Genomic DNA, 16,263 nt, shown 5'->3' on the forward strand with positions numbered 1-16,263 from the left:
AGTGCACTCGGCCCGACGACACGGGCGCGGAGGGACACGAGGGCCTGTCTGGCTGCCCTCACGTCTTCAACATGCCGAGCAGGAGCGGGCCGAACGCGCGCATCTCCTCCACCGTGCCCAGCGTCAGGCGCAGGGCCGACACGTCCGCGGAGATGGGGACGTTCGGAGTCGTCGTCAGATGGAAGCCATGGGGCGCGAAGCGCACGGGCAGGTCCAGCTGCTTCGCGGTGAGCGGTATCCAGAGGAAGTTCCCGTGGCCCCCGACGTACTTCATCCCCAGCTCGTCCAGTACGCGCGTCGTGACCTTGCGGGACTCGGCGGTGAGCTTGCGCATGCGCGCGAGGAAGAGCGGGTCCTGGAGACTGGCCAGCGCGGCCATGAGGGCCGTGGGGTTGGGCAGGGCCATCCGCAGCTCCGACAGCCGCTTGACGACGGGGGGCTGGGCCAGGGCGTAGCCCACGCGCATGCCCGCCAGGCCGTAAATCTTGGAGAAGGAGCGGGTGATGATGACGTTCCGACCCGCGCGCACCAGGTCCACCATGGACTGGCCCGGCGCCGGCTCCAGGTAGTTCAGATACACCTCGTCCACCAGCACGGTGGCGCGAGGTGCCACCGCCTCGCAGAAGGCGCGCAGGCGCACCGGGTCGACGACGGTGCCCGTGGGGTTGTTGGGATTGCATACGGAGACGAGCTTCGTGTCCGCGCCCACGCGGGCCTCCATCGCCTCCAGGTCATGCGTCAGCGCGGCGTCCAGGGGGACGCGGTGCGCCTTGCCTCCGACGCGCTCGGCATAGTCGGCGACGACGGGGAAGCTTGGCCTGGCGCACACGACGCTGCCTCCGCCCGTCACGTACTCGGCCGTGACGAGCGTCAGGGCCTCGAAGGAGCCGGCGGTGACGAGGACGTGCTCCGGCGTCAGGCCCTCTTGCTCGGCGATGAGGCGCGTGAGGGCGGCGATGCTGTCGGACGAGGCGTAGCGGCTGCTGAGGTGGAGCGACTCGCGGATGGCCCGCTGGGCGCCCTCACAGGGGCCGTAGCGGTTCTCGTTGAAGAAGAGGCGGATGGGGTCCTCGCGCGGAGCGCGCCGGGGGGCGGCGGCCTGGGCGAGCTGGGGTCGGAGCGCGAGTCCCGCGGTGGTCGCCGCGGCACCAGCGAGGAGGGCCCTGCGGGTGGGAAGGAAGAGGGACACGTTCGATTCTCCCGGCGCTGAAGGGGTGTGGGGCTCAGCGCGAGGCGGATGTTAGGGCTTTACGCGGTGCGTGATGGCTTGCATGCCATTCCAAGCACCTTTCCCCGCCATTCCCCGACAATTGAGAATCGGAGGTCGCACCATGCCTTTTGAGCACGGCGGTCGGATTGGTCCCAGGGTCGTCCCGCTCCCCAAGCCGCCCCCTCCGCCCCCGGCGGCCGAAGCGAAGGCTGTCGCTCCGGCGCCCACGCCCAAGGGCCACTCCCAGACGGACAGCTTCCAGGCGAACACCGCCAGCGTGAAGTCCGCCGAGTCCTCCACGCCGGTGGACACCACCTGGTCCAAGGGCCAGCCGCTCTCCGAGGCGCGCAACGCGCATCGCACCAACACGAAGGACGAGTTCGAGGCCGCGCTGAACAGCGGCGCGAACTGGTTCGAGGGGGACATCCGGAAGGAGATCAACAACGACACTCCGGAGATGCGCCACGACAAGGGCCACGAGGATGGAGACAACCTCACGCTCAACGAGTGGCTGACGATGGGCAAGGAGTCCGGGCGCGGCCTCAAGCTCGACATCAAGGAGGGCGACCAGATTCCGGCCGTCCTCGACGAGCTGGAGAAGGTGGGCATCTCCGAGGACAAGCTGATGCTCAACCTGGGCTTCGGGGATATGGAGAAGTACGGCGCCCAGATTCGCGAGCGCTTCCCCAATGCCATCCTCGCCATCAACCCGCCCACGGATGGACAGGTGAAGGCGGGGGACGCACAGAAGATGGTCGACCTGGCGAAGGAGCTGGGCGGGCCCGTCACCTTCGTGGTGCGTCACGACAAGCTGAGCGACGAGGCCATCAAGACCTTCCTGCCCGCCGGCACCGTCTCGGTGTGGGGCGAGTCGAAGGACCCGGTGAAGGCCGCCGAGGACCTGAAGGCCCGAGGCGTCAACGGGATGATCGACATCGCCGGGCCCCATGGGAACAACTGGGGTGACGCGGCCAGCGCGGTGAAGAACTGGTTCAAGACCGGCTGGGACAAGGTGTTCTAGCCAGCGGGGGCAAGCACGCTGATGCTGGGGCCGCGACCCCTGAGCGGACTTGACCCCGAGAGCTTAGACCAGCACCTGCCACTGTCCCGCCGAGATCAACCCCACGCTGCGCCCGGCGAACGACCCGATGCCATCGGACCCGGAGCGCAGCACGACGAACTCGTTCCGCCGTCGGCTCGGAATCTTCAGCGGACGCAGGGCTCCTCCCTCGAAGACGTCGATGCCTCCCAGGTGTGCCAGGTAGAGCGTCGCGCCGTCCGCGGCGATGCCTGTGTAGTCGTGCTCCAGTTCGGGCGCCGAGAACGCCTGCCATTTGTTCGCGGAGCCGATCCACAGCGTCGCGTTGTCGCCAGCAATCGCGTAGCGCCCCCTCGGCAGGCGGCACGCGCAGTTCAGACTGGAGTCGCCGGTCAGCGGCAGCTTGTGCCAGGCCTTGCCATCGAAGCGCGCGCCATGGCCATCGGAGGTCACCGCGATCATGTCGGCGGCGGAGGGGCCCGCGATGTCTTCGATGGTCAAGTCCTCGCCGTCAATCGTCAGCCGGGGCCGCGCCTTGAACCGGTCGCCGACGAGTTGGTAGACCTGCCCCACCGAACCGGCGCAGACGAGGTCCTTGCCGAGCAGGCGCAGTCGCCGCAATGGCCCCAGGTCCTCGACAGCGGGATTCGAGAAGCTCCGCCGTGACTGCTCGAGCTCCGCGGCCGAGGTCGCCCCACGCCAGTCGAAGCGGATGACCGTCCCGTTCTCTCCGAGCACGTAGCCGGGCCCCTTCGCCGCCGCGTCAATCGATACGGCGGCGTCACCGGTGAAGCTGAACGCCAGCTCGAGGCCGTCACGCACGACGATGACGCGGCTCTTCGGGGTGTCGTCATCGTCGCCAACGGTGCAGGCCAGCAGCATCGCGCCAGACGCCGGGTTGGCGCCTTCCTGGATGTAGTCCTGGCGCTTCAAGGCCTTGGGAAACGGGTTCATCTCTCGACCCTAACTGGCGTGCCTCTTCGCTCAAAGAGATGTCCGTGGCCCTGGGACGTGAGACGCTCCGGTCATGTCCTTCAAGAGCAAGGGATTCGGCGCGAGCTTGCGTGGGTTTGTCTCGCGAAGGGCCCTGTCTACAGGGCTGGGATTGAGCCTCTGCGTGCTCGCCCTGCCCGGCGTGGTGCATGCACAGGCGGAGTCGTCTCCGACGTCCGGTGGCACCTTTCCCAGGGAGCGCTTCGTGCTCGCCGCGCGGGAGGTGTTGGGCGTGCCCTACGTGCTGGGCGGGCGCCTGCGTGAAGGTGGAGCGGGGCTCGATTGCCAGGGCGTGTTGTTCTATGCCGCCGAGCGCGTGGGGAGCTGCGGCTGGAAGTCGTTCTCCGTACTGCCCACGGTGGCGGTGCCCTCGGCGGAGCTGGGCGCTTCGGTGTCGGGCTTCTCGCCCGTGGCCTCCACTTCGCTCGACGTGACTCGGCTTCTTCCCGGCGACGTGCTGTGGCTGGTGGGGTTCGACGCCAATCCGGCCGAGTCCTCCATCGGCGAGCTCTCAGGTCGCCCCGTCTGGGTCTGGCATACCGGGCTCTACAGCGGAAACGGGCGATGGATTGTCGGTGACCACTTCGCGGGCAAGGTGGTGGAGGTGGACCTGGTGGCCTACTTGAAGGAACACGCGGACACCTACTCCGGCCTGGTCGTGACTCGAATGGAGCAAGGTCCCCGTCCCGGTCGCTGTCGCCAACATGCGCCCATGCGGAAGCCGCCATCACGCTCCGCGCGGCCCAACGGAAGGCCATGAGAGCCGCACCAGCGTCCCGTGCGGCTCCAGGGGCTGGATGGACAGCTCCCATGAGAACCGACGCGCCAGCCGCTCCACGAGCGACAGGCCGACACCGAAGCCCGCGTGCTCGGGCTCGACCCGGCCGAAGCCCACGCCCGTGTCGCGGATGCTCCAGCTCCCGGGCTCAACCTGGATGACGATGCGCCCCTGGCTCGTGTAGTCGAGCGCGTTCTTGATGAGGTTGCCCAGCATCACCCGCGCCACGGCTCCCGGGAGTGGCGCGAGGACCTCGCCTTCGGCCTCGATGACCAGCTCCACGCCGTCATGTCGGCGACGGTCTCCATACAGCGCAGCCATCTCCCGGGTGATGCCCACCAGTCCGCACGTTTCGTCGGAGCGGCCCGCGCGGGCCAGCCAGAGGATGCCCTCGGTCAACAGGCCCATGTGACGCACCGCCTGACGCAGCCGCTCGAAAGCCTCCCTGTCCGACGGCGGGTCCAGCTCCAGTATCTCCACCGCGCCCTGGGCCACGGCCAGGGGCGTGCGCAGCTCATGGCTCGCATCGCGGTTGAAGGCTCGCTCGCGCTCCAGCAGCTCCTGGATGCGGAGGTCCCGGGCACGCAGGGCCGCCGCGAGCGTGTGCACCTCGGCGATGCCTCCGCCTTCTTCCGGGCGCGGAGTCACGTCCGCCTGCACCCGCGACACCAACTGCTCCAGGGGGCGACTGAGCCGCCTCGCGACGAAGCGGGAGAGCAGCGCGGCGCCCAGCAGGGCCAGCAGGGCGCTGGTCACCAGCAGTCCGGCCGTCCGCTGGAGATGGCGGGTGGTGCTCGTCAGCTCCGTGGTGTCGAAGACCACGTAGCGCGTGAGCCCCTGGTCCGCGTCCGGGCGCACCGCGACATGGAAGTGGCCATGGTCCCGGGTGAAGACCTCGCGCTCGCTCCGCGGAGCGTTCTTCGGCAGCGACTCCTGGATCCACGGTGGCAGGCTGGCGTGGCCCACATAGGTCGTCATGCTGGACGGGACGACGCTGGCTTCGCCCGGGCGCCGGTCCGCCTCGGTGGCCACGAGCCGGTCGAAGATGGCGTCCTCCAGGTCGTAGCTGAAGACGGTGAAGAACGCCCCCATCAGCAGGAGCGCGAGCACCGCGGACAGCGTCATGGCGCCCAGCAGGAGGCCTCGGACCGACCTAGTCTTGGGGCGCATCCAGGCTGTAGCCCTCGTTGCGTCGGGTGGTGATGGAGGGACTCATCCCCAGCTCCGCGAGCGCGCCTCGCAGGGCATAGACATGGGTGCGCAGCGCGCTCGACTCCGGTGCCTCGTCACCCCAGAGCTGGTGGGCCAGCTTCTCCGTGGAGACGGGCTTGGGCGCGGCCTCCATAAGCAGCTTCAGGATGATGGCCTCCGTCCTGTTGAGGCGCACGCTGCGCTCGCCCATTCGCGTGAAGCCGGTGTCGGGCTCCAGGGTGAGGGCCCCCACCGTCAGCCGTCGTCCACTCGGAGGAACGGGGCGCCGCGCCAGGGCTTCCAGGCGCAGGCGCAGCTCCCGCAGCGAGAACGGCTTCACGAGGTAGTCATCCGCGCCCGCGCGAAACCCCTCCTCCTTGTCCTCCAGGGTGTCCCGCGCGGTCAGCATCAGGATGGGGACCAGTCGGGGTGCGAGCTGTCGGTAGCGCTGACACAGCTCGATGCCGTTCAGGCCCGGCAGCATCAGGTCCAGGACGATGACGTCGTACTCATGGCCCAGCGCGAGCGTGAGTCCCTGCGGCCCGGTGGCGGCGAAGTCCAACTGGAAGTCCGCTCCCAGAAACCGGGCGATGTTCGCCTGGAGGTCGCGGTTGTCTTCGACGATGAGCACTCGCATGGGGATGCCCGGGCGGGCAGGGGCCTTGGAAGGAGAGGACCACAGGTTACCAGTCGCCGCGTCAACCGGAGGTCAACCTGGCGTTGACGTGTGGCTGACGTCGGAAACCGCAAGGTGGCGGGGCCTCTCACTCCAAGGAATCCCGACATGACTCGCCTGCTCTCGCTGTGCCTGCTGCTGCTGTCCGCCTCCCTGGCCCACGCCGCCGACCCGGTGGCGCCGCTGGAGGTTCGCGGCGCGGATGGAGAACGCATCCCCACCGTGGTGCTGGAGCCCGAGGGCGGCGCGGCGAACCCGCCGGTGGCCATCCTCCTGCACGGCCTCACCCGCAAGAAGGAGGACTGGCTGTCGGACGCGGCCCCCACGCACGGCGGGGTGTTGAAGGACCAACTGCTGCGGGCCGGGTACCGCGTCTATCTCCTGGATGCGCGACGGCACGGGGAGCGGGCGACCCCCGAGGCGAAGCCGGGAGCGCTCGCCAAGCAGGCTCACAAGGGTGAGCCCGGGCCGTATGTGGCGATGATCTCCGACACCCTCAAGGACGCCCACGTGCTGCTCACCGCCGTGCTGGCGAAGGGAAGGCCGCCTCGGGTGCTCGTCGCCGGGTACAGCATGGGCGCCCAGGTGGCGCTGCTGCTCGCGGCGCGTGAGCCCCGCGTCACCCACCTCATCACGATGGTGCCGCCTCAAATCGACCCGACGATGGAGGAGATTGCCCCCTCGCTGCACATGGCGCGGATCCACCAGGACTGGCTGCTGCTGACGGCGAACCAGGATGACTTCGCTCCTGTCGCGGACAGCAAGGCGCTGTTCGACGCGGCTCCGTCCCGCCGCAAGACGCACAAGACCTTTGACAGTGGCCATGCGCTCCCGCGCGAGTACCTGGACGAAGTGAGCCGCTGGCTGCGGCGGGTCAGCGGCCGTTGAAGAACGCGGCCTGTTGAAAGCGCAGGCCCGCGAGGACCTGCTCCACCCGCTGCGCGGAGAGGGTGCCGATGAACTCTCCCAGCCGTGTCTTCTCCACGGAGGACACCTGGGACACGACGAGGACGCTGTGCTTGGGCAGGTTGCCTTCACCCACGTCGAGGAGCACGTTGCCCGGCTCGTTCGCGCGCTTCAGGTTGGACGTCAGCGCGCAGACGACCACGGTGTGGATGCGCGAGTGGTTGAAGACATCCTCCTGAATCACCAGGTGGGGATGCACGATGGGGGGAATCGACCCGCGCGCTTCATCGGGCTCCATCCAATAGAGGTCGCCTCGGTGGAGGGGCCGTGGCTCTTGCATGGCGTCCTTGTATCCCTCCCGGTGGAGCGCTGTCCTTGCTTCAGTTCAGGCGCGCGAGCAAGGCGGACAGCTCACCCGTGAGCTTCGGAGACTTGAGCGCGCTCTTGAGGAGGCGGGTGATGGGCTCGCGCTCGTCGGGCGTCGCGGCGCTCAGTCGAGGCGCCCACTGCGTGCCCAGCTCCTCGGCGAGCTTCCGTTGAGGGCCGGGGTGCGCGAGCAGCCAGACGCGCAGCTCGGCGACGAGCGCCGAGTCGGGGACTGTCGGCGCGGGCTTCACTTCGACGCCCGGCTGGGTTCGTCCGTTCAAGACCGCGTCGAGGTGGTCCCAGGCGTCGAGCAGACTCCAGGCACCCTGCGTCCCCGCGCCGGTGTGGGCGCACAGGGTGAGCACGCGCTCCACGTTGCTCTCCGTCCGGTCCGACAGCGCGAGCGCCGCGGCACGCGCGAGGATTCGCCCGCGTCCTTCGGGAGCCACAAGGTCGATGGCGCGCTCCGTCCACCCCTCCTGTGAGACTTGTCGCAGCAGCTCCCGCGAGCCACTCGCTCCCGCCTGCAACGCGTCCATCGCGGAGCGGAGCCCCTCGCCGCCCAGCGTTCGGCCGCCAGCACGTTCGAGGGCCCAACCCATGACCTTTCCACGCTCAGCATCTTCGAGTCGTGCCGCGAGCTGTCCCGGACCCGGGTAGTCCCACGGCCATGCCACGCCTTGTGAAATCAGGTCGAAGGGAATGCCGGGACGTCCCTTGCGCCGGTCCTGCCGCACGCCCTCCAGGACCCGCTGGAGCAGCGCGGTGTCGCGCGTGCCGCTCGTGACGCGTCGCCAGTCGGCATCGAGGCGCTCCCACTTGAGCGCGCCCCTGGCGATGCGCGCCTCGGCCGCCGCGAGCGCCGAGGCTTGCAGGGCCTCGAAGGGCTCCGTGTCGGAGCGGGGAGGGGACATCCCTTGTTCGAGCACCTCGCGCGGCACGCTCCGCCACCGGGCTTCGATGTCCTGGAGTCTCGCGGCGAGCCAGGAGTGAACGTCGGGGGAGGCGAGCGGCAGCGGCTCGGTGGGTCCCACCGGTTGGGTGCAGACGACGTCTTGATGGTACTGGCCGACGCTCGGGCCCTTCGCGCTCGCGAAGCGGGCATCGAGCGCCCATGCGGGCTCGAGGTCGCGCTCCGTGGTGAACAGCAGCCACTGCTCCGCACAGGGCACGCCGTTGAGCTCGGCCAGCTCCAGGTGACGGTCGTGCTCGTCGAGCAGTCGCACGTCGCTCAGCAGGCGCAGCCCTGGGAGTGTCTCACCGTCCGCGGACTCCACGGGACGGGCCCACACGATGCCGCGTGCCTGGAGCAGCTCACGCAAGTCGCCGCTCAGCTCGAACCCGCGTCGCCAGAACGCGGCCTCGTACCGTTCGAGGTGCTCGCGCGAGAGTGGCTCGCCGCCATGAAGTGCGCCGAGCCCCGCATGTGTCTGGCGCGCGCTCCACGCATCCCACAGCTCGACGATTCGCGACATGGTGCGCTCTCTCCGGGTCCACCTTGGAGCGATGTCCGGCTTGCCCCAGCCACCGAGCTTCGCCGCCGAGGCCCTCTGGACGCCACGGGGAAGTGGGCGGGGAGAAGTGCATGTGGTCAAGCCCGGGCCCTCGCCGTGTTCCGTCGCGCTGACACGTCAACGGACACGTCAAGAACCCGCGGGGCGACTCCTGACACACCTGACGCACGGTTCAGTCAGGCCGCGCTCCCCTGGAGTGGTGACTGGCCTGGTTGTTGCTCTCGCGCCATGCGCAGCCATTGCTTCCCCCGAAAGCGATACGCCTCCCATGAAACCAGCTCTGAAGTTCGCGAACCTCGTGGCCCTGTGTGTGGGCTTGATGTCCGTCACCGCCGGCTTCCCCGCGCAAGCCCAGCCGCTCCCCGCGATTGCCCAGGTCCCGCCGAGCCCCCCTCCCGCGCTCCCCGCCGGCACCAAGGTGACCTGTACGCAGGGCCCCGGCACGGGGGCCGCTTCCACCACGTGTCCGGTGCTCAAGTACGACGGCTACACGTACTGGGCGCTCAGCTATGGCGACAACCGTATCGGCATGGTCATCGCCGCGTATGACGCCACGGGCGCGCTCGCGGCGCAGTGGGAGAAGCCGGGTGCCCGCTATGTGTATGGCATCACCGTGAACCCCGCGAACAAGACGGTGACGTTCGCCGGTCAGACGGACGCGAAGATAACGATGACCTGGGATGAGCTGGTGCCGCCCCCCGTGGTCGTCCTGGTTCCTCCCGCGCCGACGCCGGCGATTCCCCCGGGGATGAAGGTGACGTGCACGCAGGGGCCCGGCACGGGGGCTGCCGCCGCCACCTGTCCGGTCATCAAGTGGAAGGGCCACACCGTCTGGGCCTACAGCTACACGGACAACCGCGTGAGCATGGGCATCGTCGTGTACGACGCCCTGGGCAGGATTGTGGCGCAGTGGGAGAAGCCGGGTGCGCGGTATGTGTATGGCATCACCGTGAACACCACGGACAAGACGGTGACGTTCGCCGGGCAGACGGACGCGAAGATCACCATGAAGTGGAGCGACTTGCTGGCGGCTCCGGCGCCGCAGTGGGTGCTCCAGCCGGGGCCCCAGGGCGCGACGCTCAAGCAGATCTCCGTGGGCAGCGCGAACGCGGTCTGGGGGCTCGACACCGCGGGCTTCAACTGGAAGTGGACGGGCGCGGCCTGGCAGAAGATGGGCGGCACGGTGACGAACATCTCCACCGCCTCGGACGGGACGCTGTGGGCCACCAATCCGCCGGACTCGCTGCGCGTGCTGAAGTGGGACGCGACGGGCAACAAGTGGACCTGGAACATGCCCACGGGCATGAAGCAGGTCACCGCCATCAACGCCACCACGGCCTGGGGCCTGGACAACGGTGGCTCGCTGTTCCGGTGGACGGGCTCCGCGTGGGAGAAGAAGGGCTGCTGCGTCAGCCAGCTCTCCGTGGGCGCGGATGGCGAGCTGTGGGCGACCAACCCCCCGGACTCCAACCGCGTGCTTCGCTGGGACGGCACGAAGTGGACCTGGAACATCCCCGCCGGCATGACGTTCGTGTCCGTGGGCAACGCGAAGAACATCTGGGCGCTGGATGGCTCGGACCAGGTCTACCAGTGGAGCGGGACGGCCTGGCAGAAGGTGCCCGGCGCGCTGCGCAACATCTCCGCCGCGGGGGATGGCTCCGTGTGGGGACTCAACGCGCAGGGCCTCGTCTACAAGTGGCAGTGACGGACGGGTAGGGCGCGTGGGCGAGTTTCACGCGCGAGGGAACGGATGGACGGGCCGGGGGTGTCTCTTCGAGTCATCCCTGGAGGCCCACCTTGCTGTCCCTGATGTTGCTGAGCCTGCTGGCCGTGCCTCCCGTGACGGCCTTGGAGGTCGAGGTCTTCGTCCCGCTGTGTGACAACGCCTTGATTCAATGCGGCCGTGCACCGGCGGGTGCCCCTCGCGCCCTGGAGACGAACCTGTACTGGGGCGCGATGTACGGCGCGGAGCGGTTCCTCTCGCGGGCCCCGGGATTCAAGGTGGTGGGTCGCGAGGCGGGGCCAGCGGACTCCGCGGTGCTGCGTGTGTTGGTCCTGGAGCGGACCGCCGCCAAGGGAGAGCGTCCCGTGCGACTGCGGCTCCACGCCTATGCGGGCGACCGGATTGACACCGCGCTGGAGGACTTCCTGCGTGCGGCGGCGGGCGCGAGCAAGGCCGACCTGCTGGTGTGGGCCGGACATGACCGGCTGATGGACCGCGCGCCTCCCCAGGTGGAGTCACCGCCGGGTGCCGCGCCCCGGCCCGTCGTCGTCCTGGCCTGCATGAGTGAGCAGTACTTCGGCCCGGTGCTGAAGACGCTGGGCGCGAGCCCTGTCGCGCTCACGCGAACGTTGATGGCGCCCGAGGCCTATCTCCTGGAGGCGCTGGCCGCCACGGTGGCGCGGCATGGGCCCACGGAGGCCACGGCCATGCGCACCGCGCTCGTGGAGGCCTATGCGCGCTATCAACGCATCTCCCACCGCTCCGCCAGCTCGGTCTTCTCCAAGGCGCCACGGTCGGGTGCCGCGCCTCCGTGATGTTCACGACCTCCAGGCGGGCCGGACTCCCATGGCCCCGAGGAGCAGCGCGGTCAGCGCGGCGGGAACCCCGGCGTACAGCGGCGCGGCGAGGGCCTCCGGGCCTCCGTTGAGCAGCCAGGGGAGGTCCAGCAGGAAGAGGAGGACGCTCGCGGTCGCGAGCAGCATCAGCGCGCGAAGGTCCTCGGGGCGGCTCTCCTCGTTGGCGACCAGCTTGACGGCGCGCCAGAAAGTCACACCACCGAGCAGCCCGACCATCAGATTGGAGACGGGCGGGAAGTCGTAGTGGTTCCTGAGGAAGTTCGCCAGGACGTGAGCGATGAGCCCCATCACCAGGGCCGCGATGCCGCCGAGCGCGGTGAGCGTGGCGGAGAGGGGGACCAGCCAGCGCGGGAGACGTGGGCGCCGGGCGCGAGCGAAGGACAAGTCCTCCTCGGACACCTCGCGTGCCTCGGGCACATCGAGTGAGAGCAGCGCCTGCACCGCGAGCTTCCGACACGAGTCCCCACGGCGGTCGCGCACCTGCGTCAGCGCCCTGGATTGCAGCAGCCCCAGCAGGACCTCGCCCAGCTCGGGGGGCCCGCCCTGCTCCATGACCTCTCGCAGCCGCGCGCTTAGCGTCTCCACGTCGAGCGTGGCTTCACCTCGCTGCGCGAGCAGCGCCTGTTCGACGAGCCCGCGCAGGGTCGCCACCTGCATCGTCGCGAAGTCAGACAGTCCTGGCGCGTTCACGGCGGCATCCTACGCGAAGCACTCCTTCCCCATCATCCCTCGGTGGAGTGCCCAGCTCATCCCCGAGAGTCATTCGAGGGCCCGCCGAGTGCCGCGGGCCCTGTCTTGCTTCAGCGCCCGGCCTGGGCCAGGAACTCCGCCGTCGGTACGATGCGGGCGTAGCCCATGCCGAGCGCGGCGAGGAACGCGGCGTGGACGTGCGGCGCGGAGACGTGCTGGCCGTTGAACTCCAGGGCACGGGCCGCGCAGGCATCCGGGAGCACCGTGACGGCGTAGCCCAGGTCCGCCGCCGCGCGCACCGTGGCGTCCACGCACATGAGCGTCATCATCCCGGTGACGACCAGGTGCTTGACGCCCAGCGCCCGCAGGCGCTCCTGGAGGTCCGTCTCCCGGAAGCTGTTGGGGAAGTGCTTGAGCACCACCGCCTCGCCGGGCCGGGGCTCGACGCGGGAGTGAAGCTGCGCCCCCGGCGTCCCCGGCAGGAAGAACGTCGCCCCCGGCTGCGGTGACTCGTGGCGGACGTGGATGACCGGCACCCCCCGCTCGCGGAAGAAGTCGAGCGCCGCCCGGGCCTGGGTGGCCGCCGCGTCGGCGCCGTCCTGCTCGAACCGACCTCCGGGGAAGTAGTCATTCTGGATGTCGATGAGCAGCAGCGCGGCGTTCTCAAGGGGCTTGTCCATGGGTGTTCTCCTCCAGCGGGTTGTCGTCCGTTCCCTGGCTGAATATCCAGACGCCGCTTCCGACAGGAGTGCTCGGATTGACAAAGTCCGGGCGGAAACCGACAAGCGCACATGGCCGCCAGGTCCTCGTCACTCCACATCGCGGTGCTGGCCCTGGAGGGCTGCGTGGCCTCCAGCGTGACGGGCCCGCTGGACGTGTTCGCCATGGCGAACCTCCTGAGCCGCCAGCAGGGCCGCGCCGAGCCCTTCACGGCCGAGCTGGTGGCCGCTCGCGCCGGCCCCGTCCGGAGCTTCCACGGCCTGGAGCTGGCCGCCGCGCGGGTGCCTGCCTCCACCGAGCGCTTCGACGTCGTCTTCGTCCCCGCCGTCATCGGCGACCTGGAGGGCAGCGTGGCCGAGCGCTCCACGGCGGACTGGCTGGCGGGACAGCACGCGCGAGGCTCCACGCTGGCGGCGGTGTGCGCGGGGGCCTTCCTGCTCGCGAAGACGGGCCTCTTGGATGGGCGCGAGGCCACCACCCACTGGGGCCTCGCCCAGGACTTCGTGGCGCGCTATCCGCGCGTGGCGCTCAAGCCGGAGCTGCTCCTGGTGGACCACGGCGACGTGCTCACCGCGGGCGGCGTGACGGCCTACCTGGACCTCTGCCTGCACCTGGTGGCGAAGCACGCCTCGCCGGAGCTGGCGGCGCTCTGCGCGAAGATGCTCCTGGTGGAGCCCGGCCGCAGGTTCCAGGCCCCCTACGCCGTGCAGGCCGTGCCCCGGGGCCACGGGGACGAGGCCGTGCTGCGCGCGCAGGAGTGGCTGGAGGCCCACCACGCTGGCCCGGTGAGCCTGGAGGGCGCGGCCGTGGCGGCGAGCCTGGGGGAGCGCACGTTGCTGCGCCGCTTCCGCAAGGCCACGGGCGACACCCCGCTGGATTACGTCCAGCGCCTGCGCATCGAGGCCGCCCGGCACCTGCTGGAGACCACCCACCGCACCGTGGAGGACATCTCCCAGGCCGTGGGCTACGCGGAGACCACCTCGTTCCGCCGCCGCTTCAAGGCCCGCACGGGCCTGACGCCGGACGCCTACCGTCGGCGCTTCGCCTTGCGCTGAGCCGGGGCGTCCCTACGTTCCTCGAGAAGCAGTCCTCGCAATCCTGACACCCCGTTGTCAGCGAGGTGTTCGCTCGCGCTCGCTGCTGGCGAAGCGCTGACGGGCGGCGACCTCCGGCTGTCCCGCGGAGTCGAAGCTCCTCCAGGACAGCCGGGGCGGCGGGCCGCTACTCGACGGAGGCGACCTTGTCGTCCTTGTCGAACGTGACCTTCACCTTGGCCAGCTTGTTCTTCCAGTAGGTCCAGACGGTGGAGTTGAACGAAGGCGTCTCGTGCGGAGGAGGCGGCCCCCACGCCATGCGCACGGCGGCGCGGGACATGCCGGTCACCACCTCCGACGCGGAGACCTTCTTGCGGTCCTCCGCCGACAGCGTCTCGAGCTTGGGGGCCTGGTCCTCGGGGGCGAACGCGGCCTGGAACAGCGCCCAGGTGTCAGCGCCCGAGCGCTCGTCGTTCTCGAACACGAACTCCTTGCCCGTCTCCACGACCTTGAACTTCACCTTCGAGCTGCCCTTGTCCAGCACCTCCACCCGGGTGTTGAACGGGAGGATGGGGCCCTTGAGGTAGTTCACCCACGACAAGGTCTCCCCTTCGAAGTGGAAGTTCGCCGTCGCGTGGTGGAAGACCTTCTCCGTGGGAGCGGGCGCCGGGGCGGGCGCGGGCGCCGGCTCGCCTCCGAACGAAACCACCTTGCCGTCGGCATCGAAGACCACCTCGAACGTGGAGAACTTCGAGCTCCAGTAGGTCCACGTCTTGCTCTCCAGCGACAGCGTCCGGTGCGGCGGCGGCGGGCCCACCGTCAGCAGCACCGCGTCCCGGGACATGCCCTTGGCCAGCTCACCCGCCTTGACCTGCTTCTGCTCCTCCGGCGAGAGCGCGGCGATGCGCGCCGCGGGGTCCTTCGCCGAGAAGAAGGAGGGGAACAGCGCGACGGCGTCCTTGCCCAGGCTCTTGTGCGAGACGAACTTGAACTCCGCCCCCGAGTCGACCACCCGGCAGCGCACCTCGTCGTCGCTCCGCTTGAGGACCTCCACCTTCGTCCCCACGGGGAGCGACAGGCCCTTGCCGCGATAGTTCACCGCGGAGAGCTGGTTCTTGTTGAGCAGGAGGTTGGCCTGGGAGAACAGCACCTCGGCCTGGGCGGTCAGGGTCGTCAGCAGTCCCACTGCGAGCAGGGTGCTGAGCGCGTTCTTGCGATTCATGCGGTGGATGAGCCTTGGGTGAAAGAGGGCGTGCTTCTAGGCGTCCCTCCCGGGCTTTGCCAGCCTGGAGGGCGCCGCGCCTGATGACGGCAGTCATCAGCCCCTTGTTCACGGTCATCAGCGGAGGCTCCCGGCATCTCCCCGCGCTCCGTGGAACCTCTTGAAATCAGGACGCTCCAGGGCTGCTCCGCGCCACGAGGAGGCTGGCACGCTGGATGCTCTAGGGAGCCTCGTCATCAACTTCCTGTCCCGAGGCGATCCCCATGAAGCTCCGCTCGAAGCCGTCTTCTGTTTTCTCCTCGTCCTCCTCCTCTTCGTCCTCCCGCTCCCGGAGCAACAGCGCGCCCCCGAAGATGGAGACGAGCACGCCCAAGGCTCCGGAGAAGACGCCCGCGAAGACGCCGGAGAAGAGCCCGACGCAGAAGACGGAGTCGGCCGGCAAGCCGCCTTCCCAGCCGCGCCCGTCGCCCACGGAGCTCCAGGACGGCAAGAACAACCTCAAGCCTGCGGACTACGGCGTGGTGCACCCGGACCTCCAGGGCATCCGGACCCGCCGCGACAGCAAGCAGACGGGCGCGGACTTCGCCGACTTCACGCAGGACGCCCGCGCCTCCACGCACCGGCTGACGAGCAAGCCCGAGGGCGGCCGGATGATGACGGAGCTCAATGACCGGACCTCCCAGGTGAACCCCGGCGCCATCGGCACCCAGCGCAACCCGCTGACGGTGGCGGACCTCTACTCGGGCCGCAATGCCTCGATGCCCATGTCGCACGTGCCTCGCAATGACGGCACCTACGCGTCCTCCCGCCCCGCGTACCGCTACGAAGGCCAGCCCGGCGCGGGCACGGCCAGCCGCATCAACTACAACGAGGCCGACCCGAGCCAGCAGCGCTTCAACAGCCTGGGCCACGAGTCGGTCCACGCCTGGCGCGCGTCCAACGGCGTGCAGGTGAGCCCGCTGGCGGCCAGCAAGCACAACGACGCGGACGTCTTCAAGCGCCACCCCGCGTACTCGACGGACATGAAGGAGACCGTCGAGGACCGCCTGCGCCTGCGCGAGGAGTTCGAGACGGTCGGCCTGAAGCCCACGCCGCACACGCCCGCGGGCTGGGCCCCCACCGAGAACAAGATTCGCGCGGAGCACGGACTGCCGGCCCGCCAGGACTACTCGGGCATGCGGCCGGACGGGAAGAACTCCAACGACAACAACTTCAACGACTACGACGCGGGCTCGGACAACCGGAACCGGTTCCAGAAGATGCTCGGCACGCCGTCGCCCTTCGGGAAGATTGTCGGCGACCTCGAGGGCTGAGTCAGAAGGCCCGGCCTTTCCTGGTGAAGGG

17 protein-coding genes are annotated in these 16,263 nt (G+C 69.4%); 7 read left to right on the plus strand and 10 right to left on the minus strand.

What is annotated here, in order from left to right; all coding sequences use genetic code 11:
• Window positions 1-58: 58 nt before the first annotated feature.
• Window positions 59-1,189 carry a pyridoxal phosphate-dependent aminotransferase gene (locus ACN469_RS35055; RefSeq protein ID WP_498775247.1) on the minus strand — a complete coding sequence of 377 codons (1,131 nt, stop codon included), beginning with the start codon at window positions 1,187-1,189 and terminating at the stop codon, window positions 59-61.
• A 142-nt stretch (window positions 1,190-1,331) separates the two neighbouring features.
• On the opposite strand from ACN469_RS35055, the gene ACN469_RS35060 reads away from it, so the two are divergent.
• On the plus strand, window positions 1,332-2,231 hold the full coding sequence (locus ACN469_RS35060) for an FAM151A/B family protein (RefSeq protein ID WP_498775249.1): 900 nt from the start codon (window positions 1,332-1,334) through the stop codon (window positions 2,229-2,231).
• 63 nt (window positions 2,232-2,294) lie between these two features.
• On the opposite strand, the gene ACN469_RS35065 is transcribed toward ACN469_RS35060, so the two are convergent.
• Entirely contained in the window at window positions 2,295-3,203 is a 909-nt protein-coding gene (locus ACN469_RS35065; protein WP_498775251.1) for a hypothetical protein, read from the minus strand.
• A gap of 163 nt (window positions 3,204-3,366) precedes the next feature.
• Between ACN469_RS35065 and ACN469_RS35070 the strand changes: the two genes are divergently transcribed.
• Window positions 3,367-4,002: an NlpC/P60 family protein gene (locus tag ACN469_RS35070; protein ID WP_498775253.1), complete on the plus strand. Its 636-nt coding sequence runs from the start codon at window positions 3,367-3,369 to the stop codon at window positions 4,000-4,002.
• Here the strand turns inward: ACN469_RS35070 and ACN469_RS35075 are convergent.
• Both ACN469_RS35075 and ACN469_RS35080 read right to left on the minus strand, forming a co-directional pair.
• Window positions 3,970-5,190 carry a sensor histidine kinase gene (locus ACN469_RS35075; protein ID WP_498775255.1) on the minus strand — a complete coding sequence of 407 codons (1,221 nt, stop codon included), beginning with the start codon at window positions 5,188-5,190 and terminating at the stop codon, window positions 3,970-3,972. The genes ACN469_RS35070 and ACN469_RS35075 overlap by 33 nt on opposite strands.
• Window positions 5,174-5,848 (minus strand): response regulator transcription factor, encoded by a 675-nt coding sequence (locus ACN469_RS35080; protein ID WP_498775257.1) that lies wholly within the window; start codon window positions 5,846-5,848, stop codon window positions 5,174-5,176. The genes ACN469_RS35075 and ACN469_RS35080 overlap by 17 nt, the downstream gene beginning before the upstream one ends.
• A 147-nt stretch (window positions 5,849-5,995) precedes the next feature.
• Here ACN469_RS35080 and ACN469_RS35085 point away from each other — a divergent pair, with 147 nt between their 5' ends.
• Window positions 5,996-6,775, plus strand: a complete 780-nt coding sequence (locus ACN469_RS35085) for an alpha/beta hydrolase (RefSeq protein WP_498775259.1) — start codon at window positions 5,996-5,998, stop codon at window positions 6,773-6,775.
• Here the strand turns inward: ACN469_RS35085 and ACN469_RS35090 are convergent.
• Both ACN469_RS35090 and ACN469_RS35095 read right to left on the minus strand, forming a co-directional pair.
• Complete coding sequence (locus ACN469_RS35090; RefSeq protein WP_498775261.1) at window positions 6,762-7,133, minus strand: type II toxin-antitoxin system PemK/MazF family toxin; 372 nt, start codon at window positions 7,131-7,133, stop codon at window positions 6,762-6,764. The two genes, ACN469_RS35085 and ACN469_RS35090, sit on opposite strands and share 14 nt — an antisense overlap.
• A gap of 40 nt (window positions 7,134-7,173) precedes the next feature.
• Window positions 7,174-8,634, minus strand: a complete 1,461-nt coding sequence (locus ACN469_RS35095; protein ID WP_498775263.1) for a hypothetical protein — start codon at window positions 8,632-8,634, stop codon at window positions 7,174-7,176.
• A gap of 307 nt (window positions 8,635-8,941) precedes the next feature.
• Here ACN469_RS35095 and ACN469_RS35100 point away from each other — a divergent pair, with 307 nt between their 5' ends.
• Window positions 8,942-10,378: a tectonin domain-containing protein gene (locus ACN469_RS35100; RefSeq protein ID WP_498775265.1), complete on the plus strand. Its 1,437-nt coding sequence runs from the start codon at window positions 8,942-8,944 to the stop codon at window positions 10,376-10,378.
• 92 nt (window positions 10,379-10,470) lie between these two features.
• Window positions 10,471-11,211 carry a hypothetical protein gene (locus ACN469_RS35105; RefSeq protein ID WP_498775267.1) on the plus strand — a complete coding sequence of 247 codons (741 nt, stop codon included), beginning with the start codon at window positions 10,471-10,473 and terminating at the stop codon, window positions 11,209-11,211.
• A gap of 3 nt (window positions 11,212-11,214) precedes the next feature.
• On the opposite strand, the gene ACN469_RS35110 is transcribed toward ACN469_RS35105, so the two are convergent.
• Window positions 11,215-11,943 carry a hypothetical protein gene (locus ACN469_RS35110; protein WP_498775269.1) on the minus strand — a complete coding sequence of 243 codons (729 nt, stop codon included), beginning with the start codon at window positions 11,941-11,943 and terminating at the stop codon, window positions 11,215-11,217.
• Between the two features lie 110 nt (window positions 11,944-12,053).
• Window positions 12,054-12,623 (minus strand): cysteine hydrolase family protein, encoded by a 570-nt coding sequence (locus tag ACN469_RS35115; RefSeq protein ID WP_498775271.1) that lies wholly within the window; start codon window positions 12,621-12,623, stop codon window positions 12,054-12,056.
• 111 nt (window positions 12,624-12,734) lie between these two features.
• Between ACN469_RS35115 and ACN469_RS35120 the strand changes: the two genes are divergently transcribed.
• Window positions 12,735-13,718, plus strand: a complete 984-nt coding sequence (locus tag ACN469_RS35120; RefSeq protein WP_498775273.1) for a GlxA family transcriptional regulator — start codon at window positions 12,735-12,737, stop codon at window positions 13,716-13,718.
• Between the two features lie 166 nt (window positions 13,719-13,884).
• Here ACN469_RS35120 and ACN469_RS35125 read toward each other — a convergent pair whose 3' ends face one another.
• The gene (locus ACN469_RS35125; RefSeq protein ID WP_498775275.1) at window positions 13,885-14,919 is read right to left on the minus strand and encodes a hypothetical protein; all 1,035 of its coding nucleotides are present in this window, start codon (window positions 14,917-14,919) and stop codon (window positions 13,885-13,887) included.
• Between the two features lie 220 nt (window positions 14,920-15,139).
• Window positions 15,140-15,286, minus strand: coding sequence for a hypothetical protein (locus ACN469_RS35130; protein WP_498775277.1), 147 nt, complete (start codon window positions 15,284-15,286; stop codon window positions 15,140-15,142).
• Between ACN469_RS35130 and ACN469_RS35135 the strand changes: the two genes are divergently transcribed.
• The gene (locus ACN469_RS35135; RefSeq protein WP_498775279.1) at window positions 15,273-16,232 is read left to right on the plus strand and encodes a M91 family zinc metallopeptidase; all 960 of its coding nucleotides are present in this window, start codon (window positions 15,273-15,275) and stop codon (window positions 16,230-16,232) included. The genes ACN469_RS35130 and ACN469_RS35135 overlap by 14 nt on opposite strands.
• Window positions 16,233-16,263: the final 31 nt, after the last annotated feature.

This window comes from Corallococcus terminator (genome assembly GCF_049194865.1).
Classification (GTDB): Bacteria; Myxococcota; Myxococcia; order Myxococcales; family Myxococcaceae; genus Myxococcus; species Myxococcus terminator_A.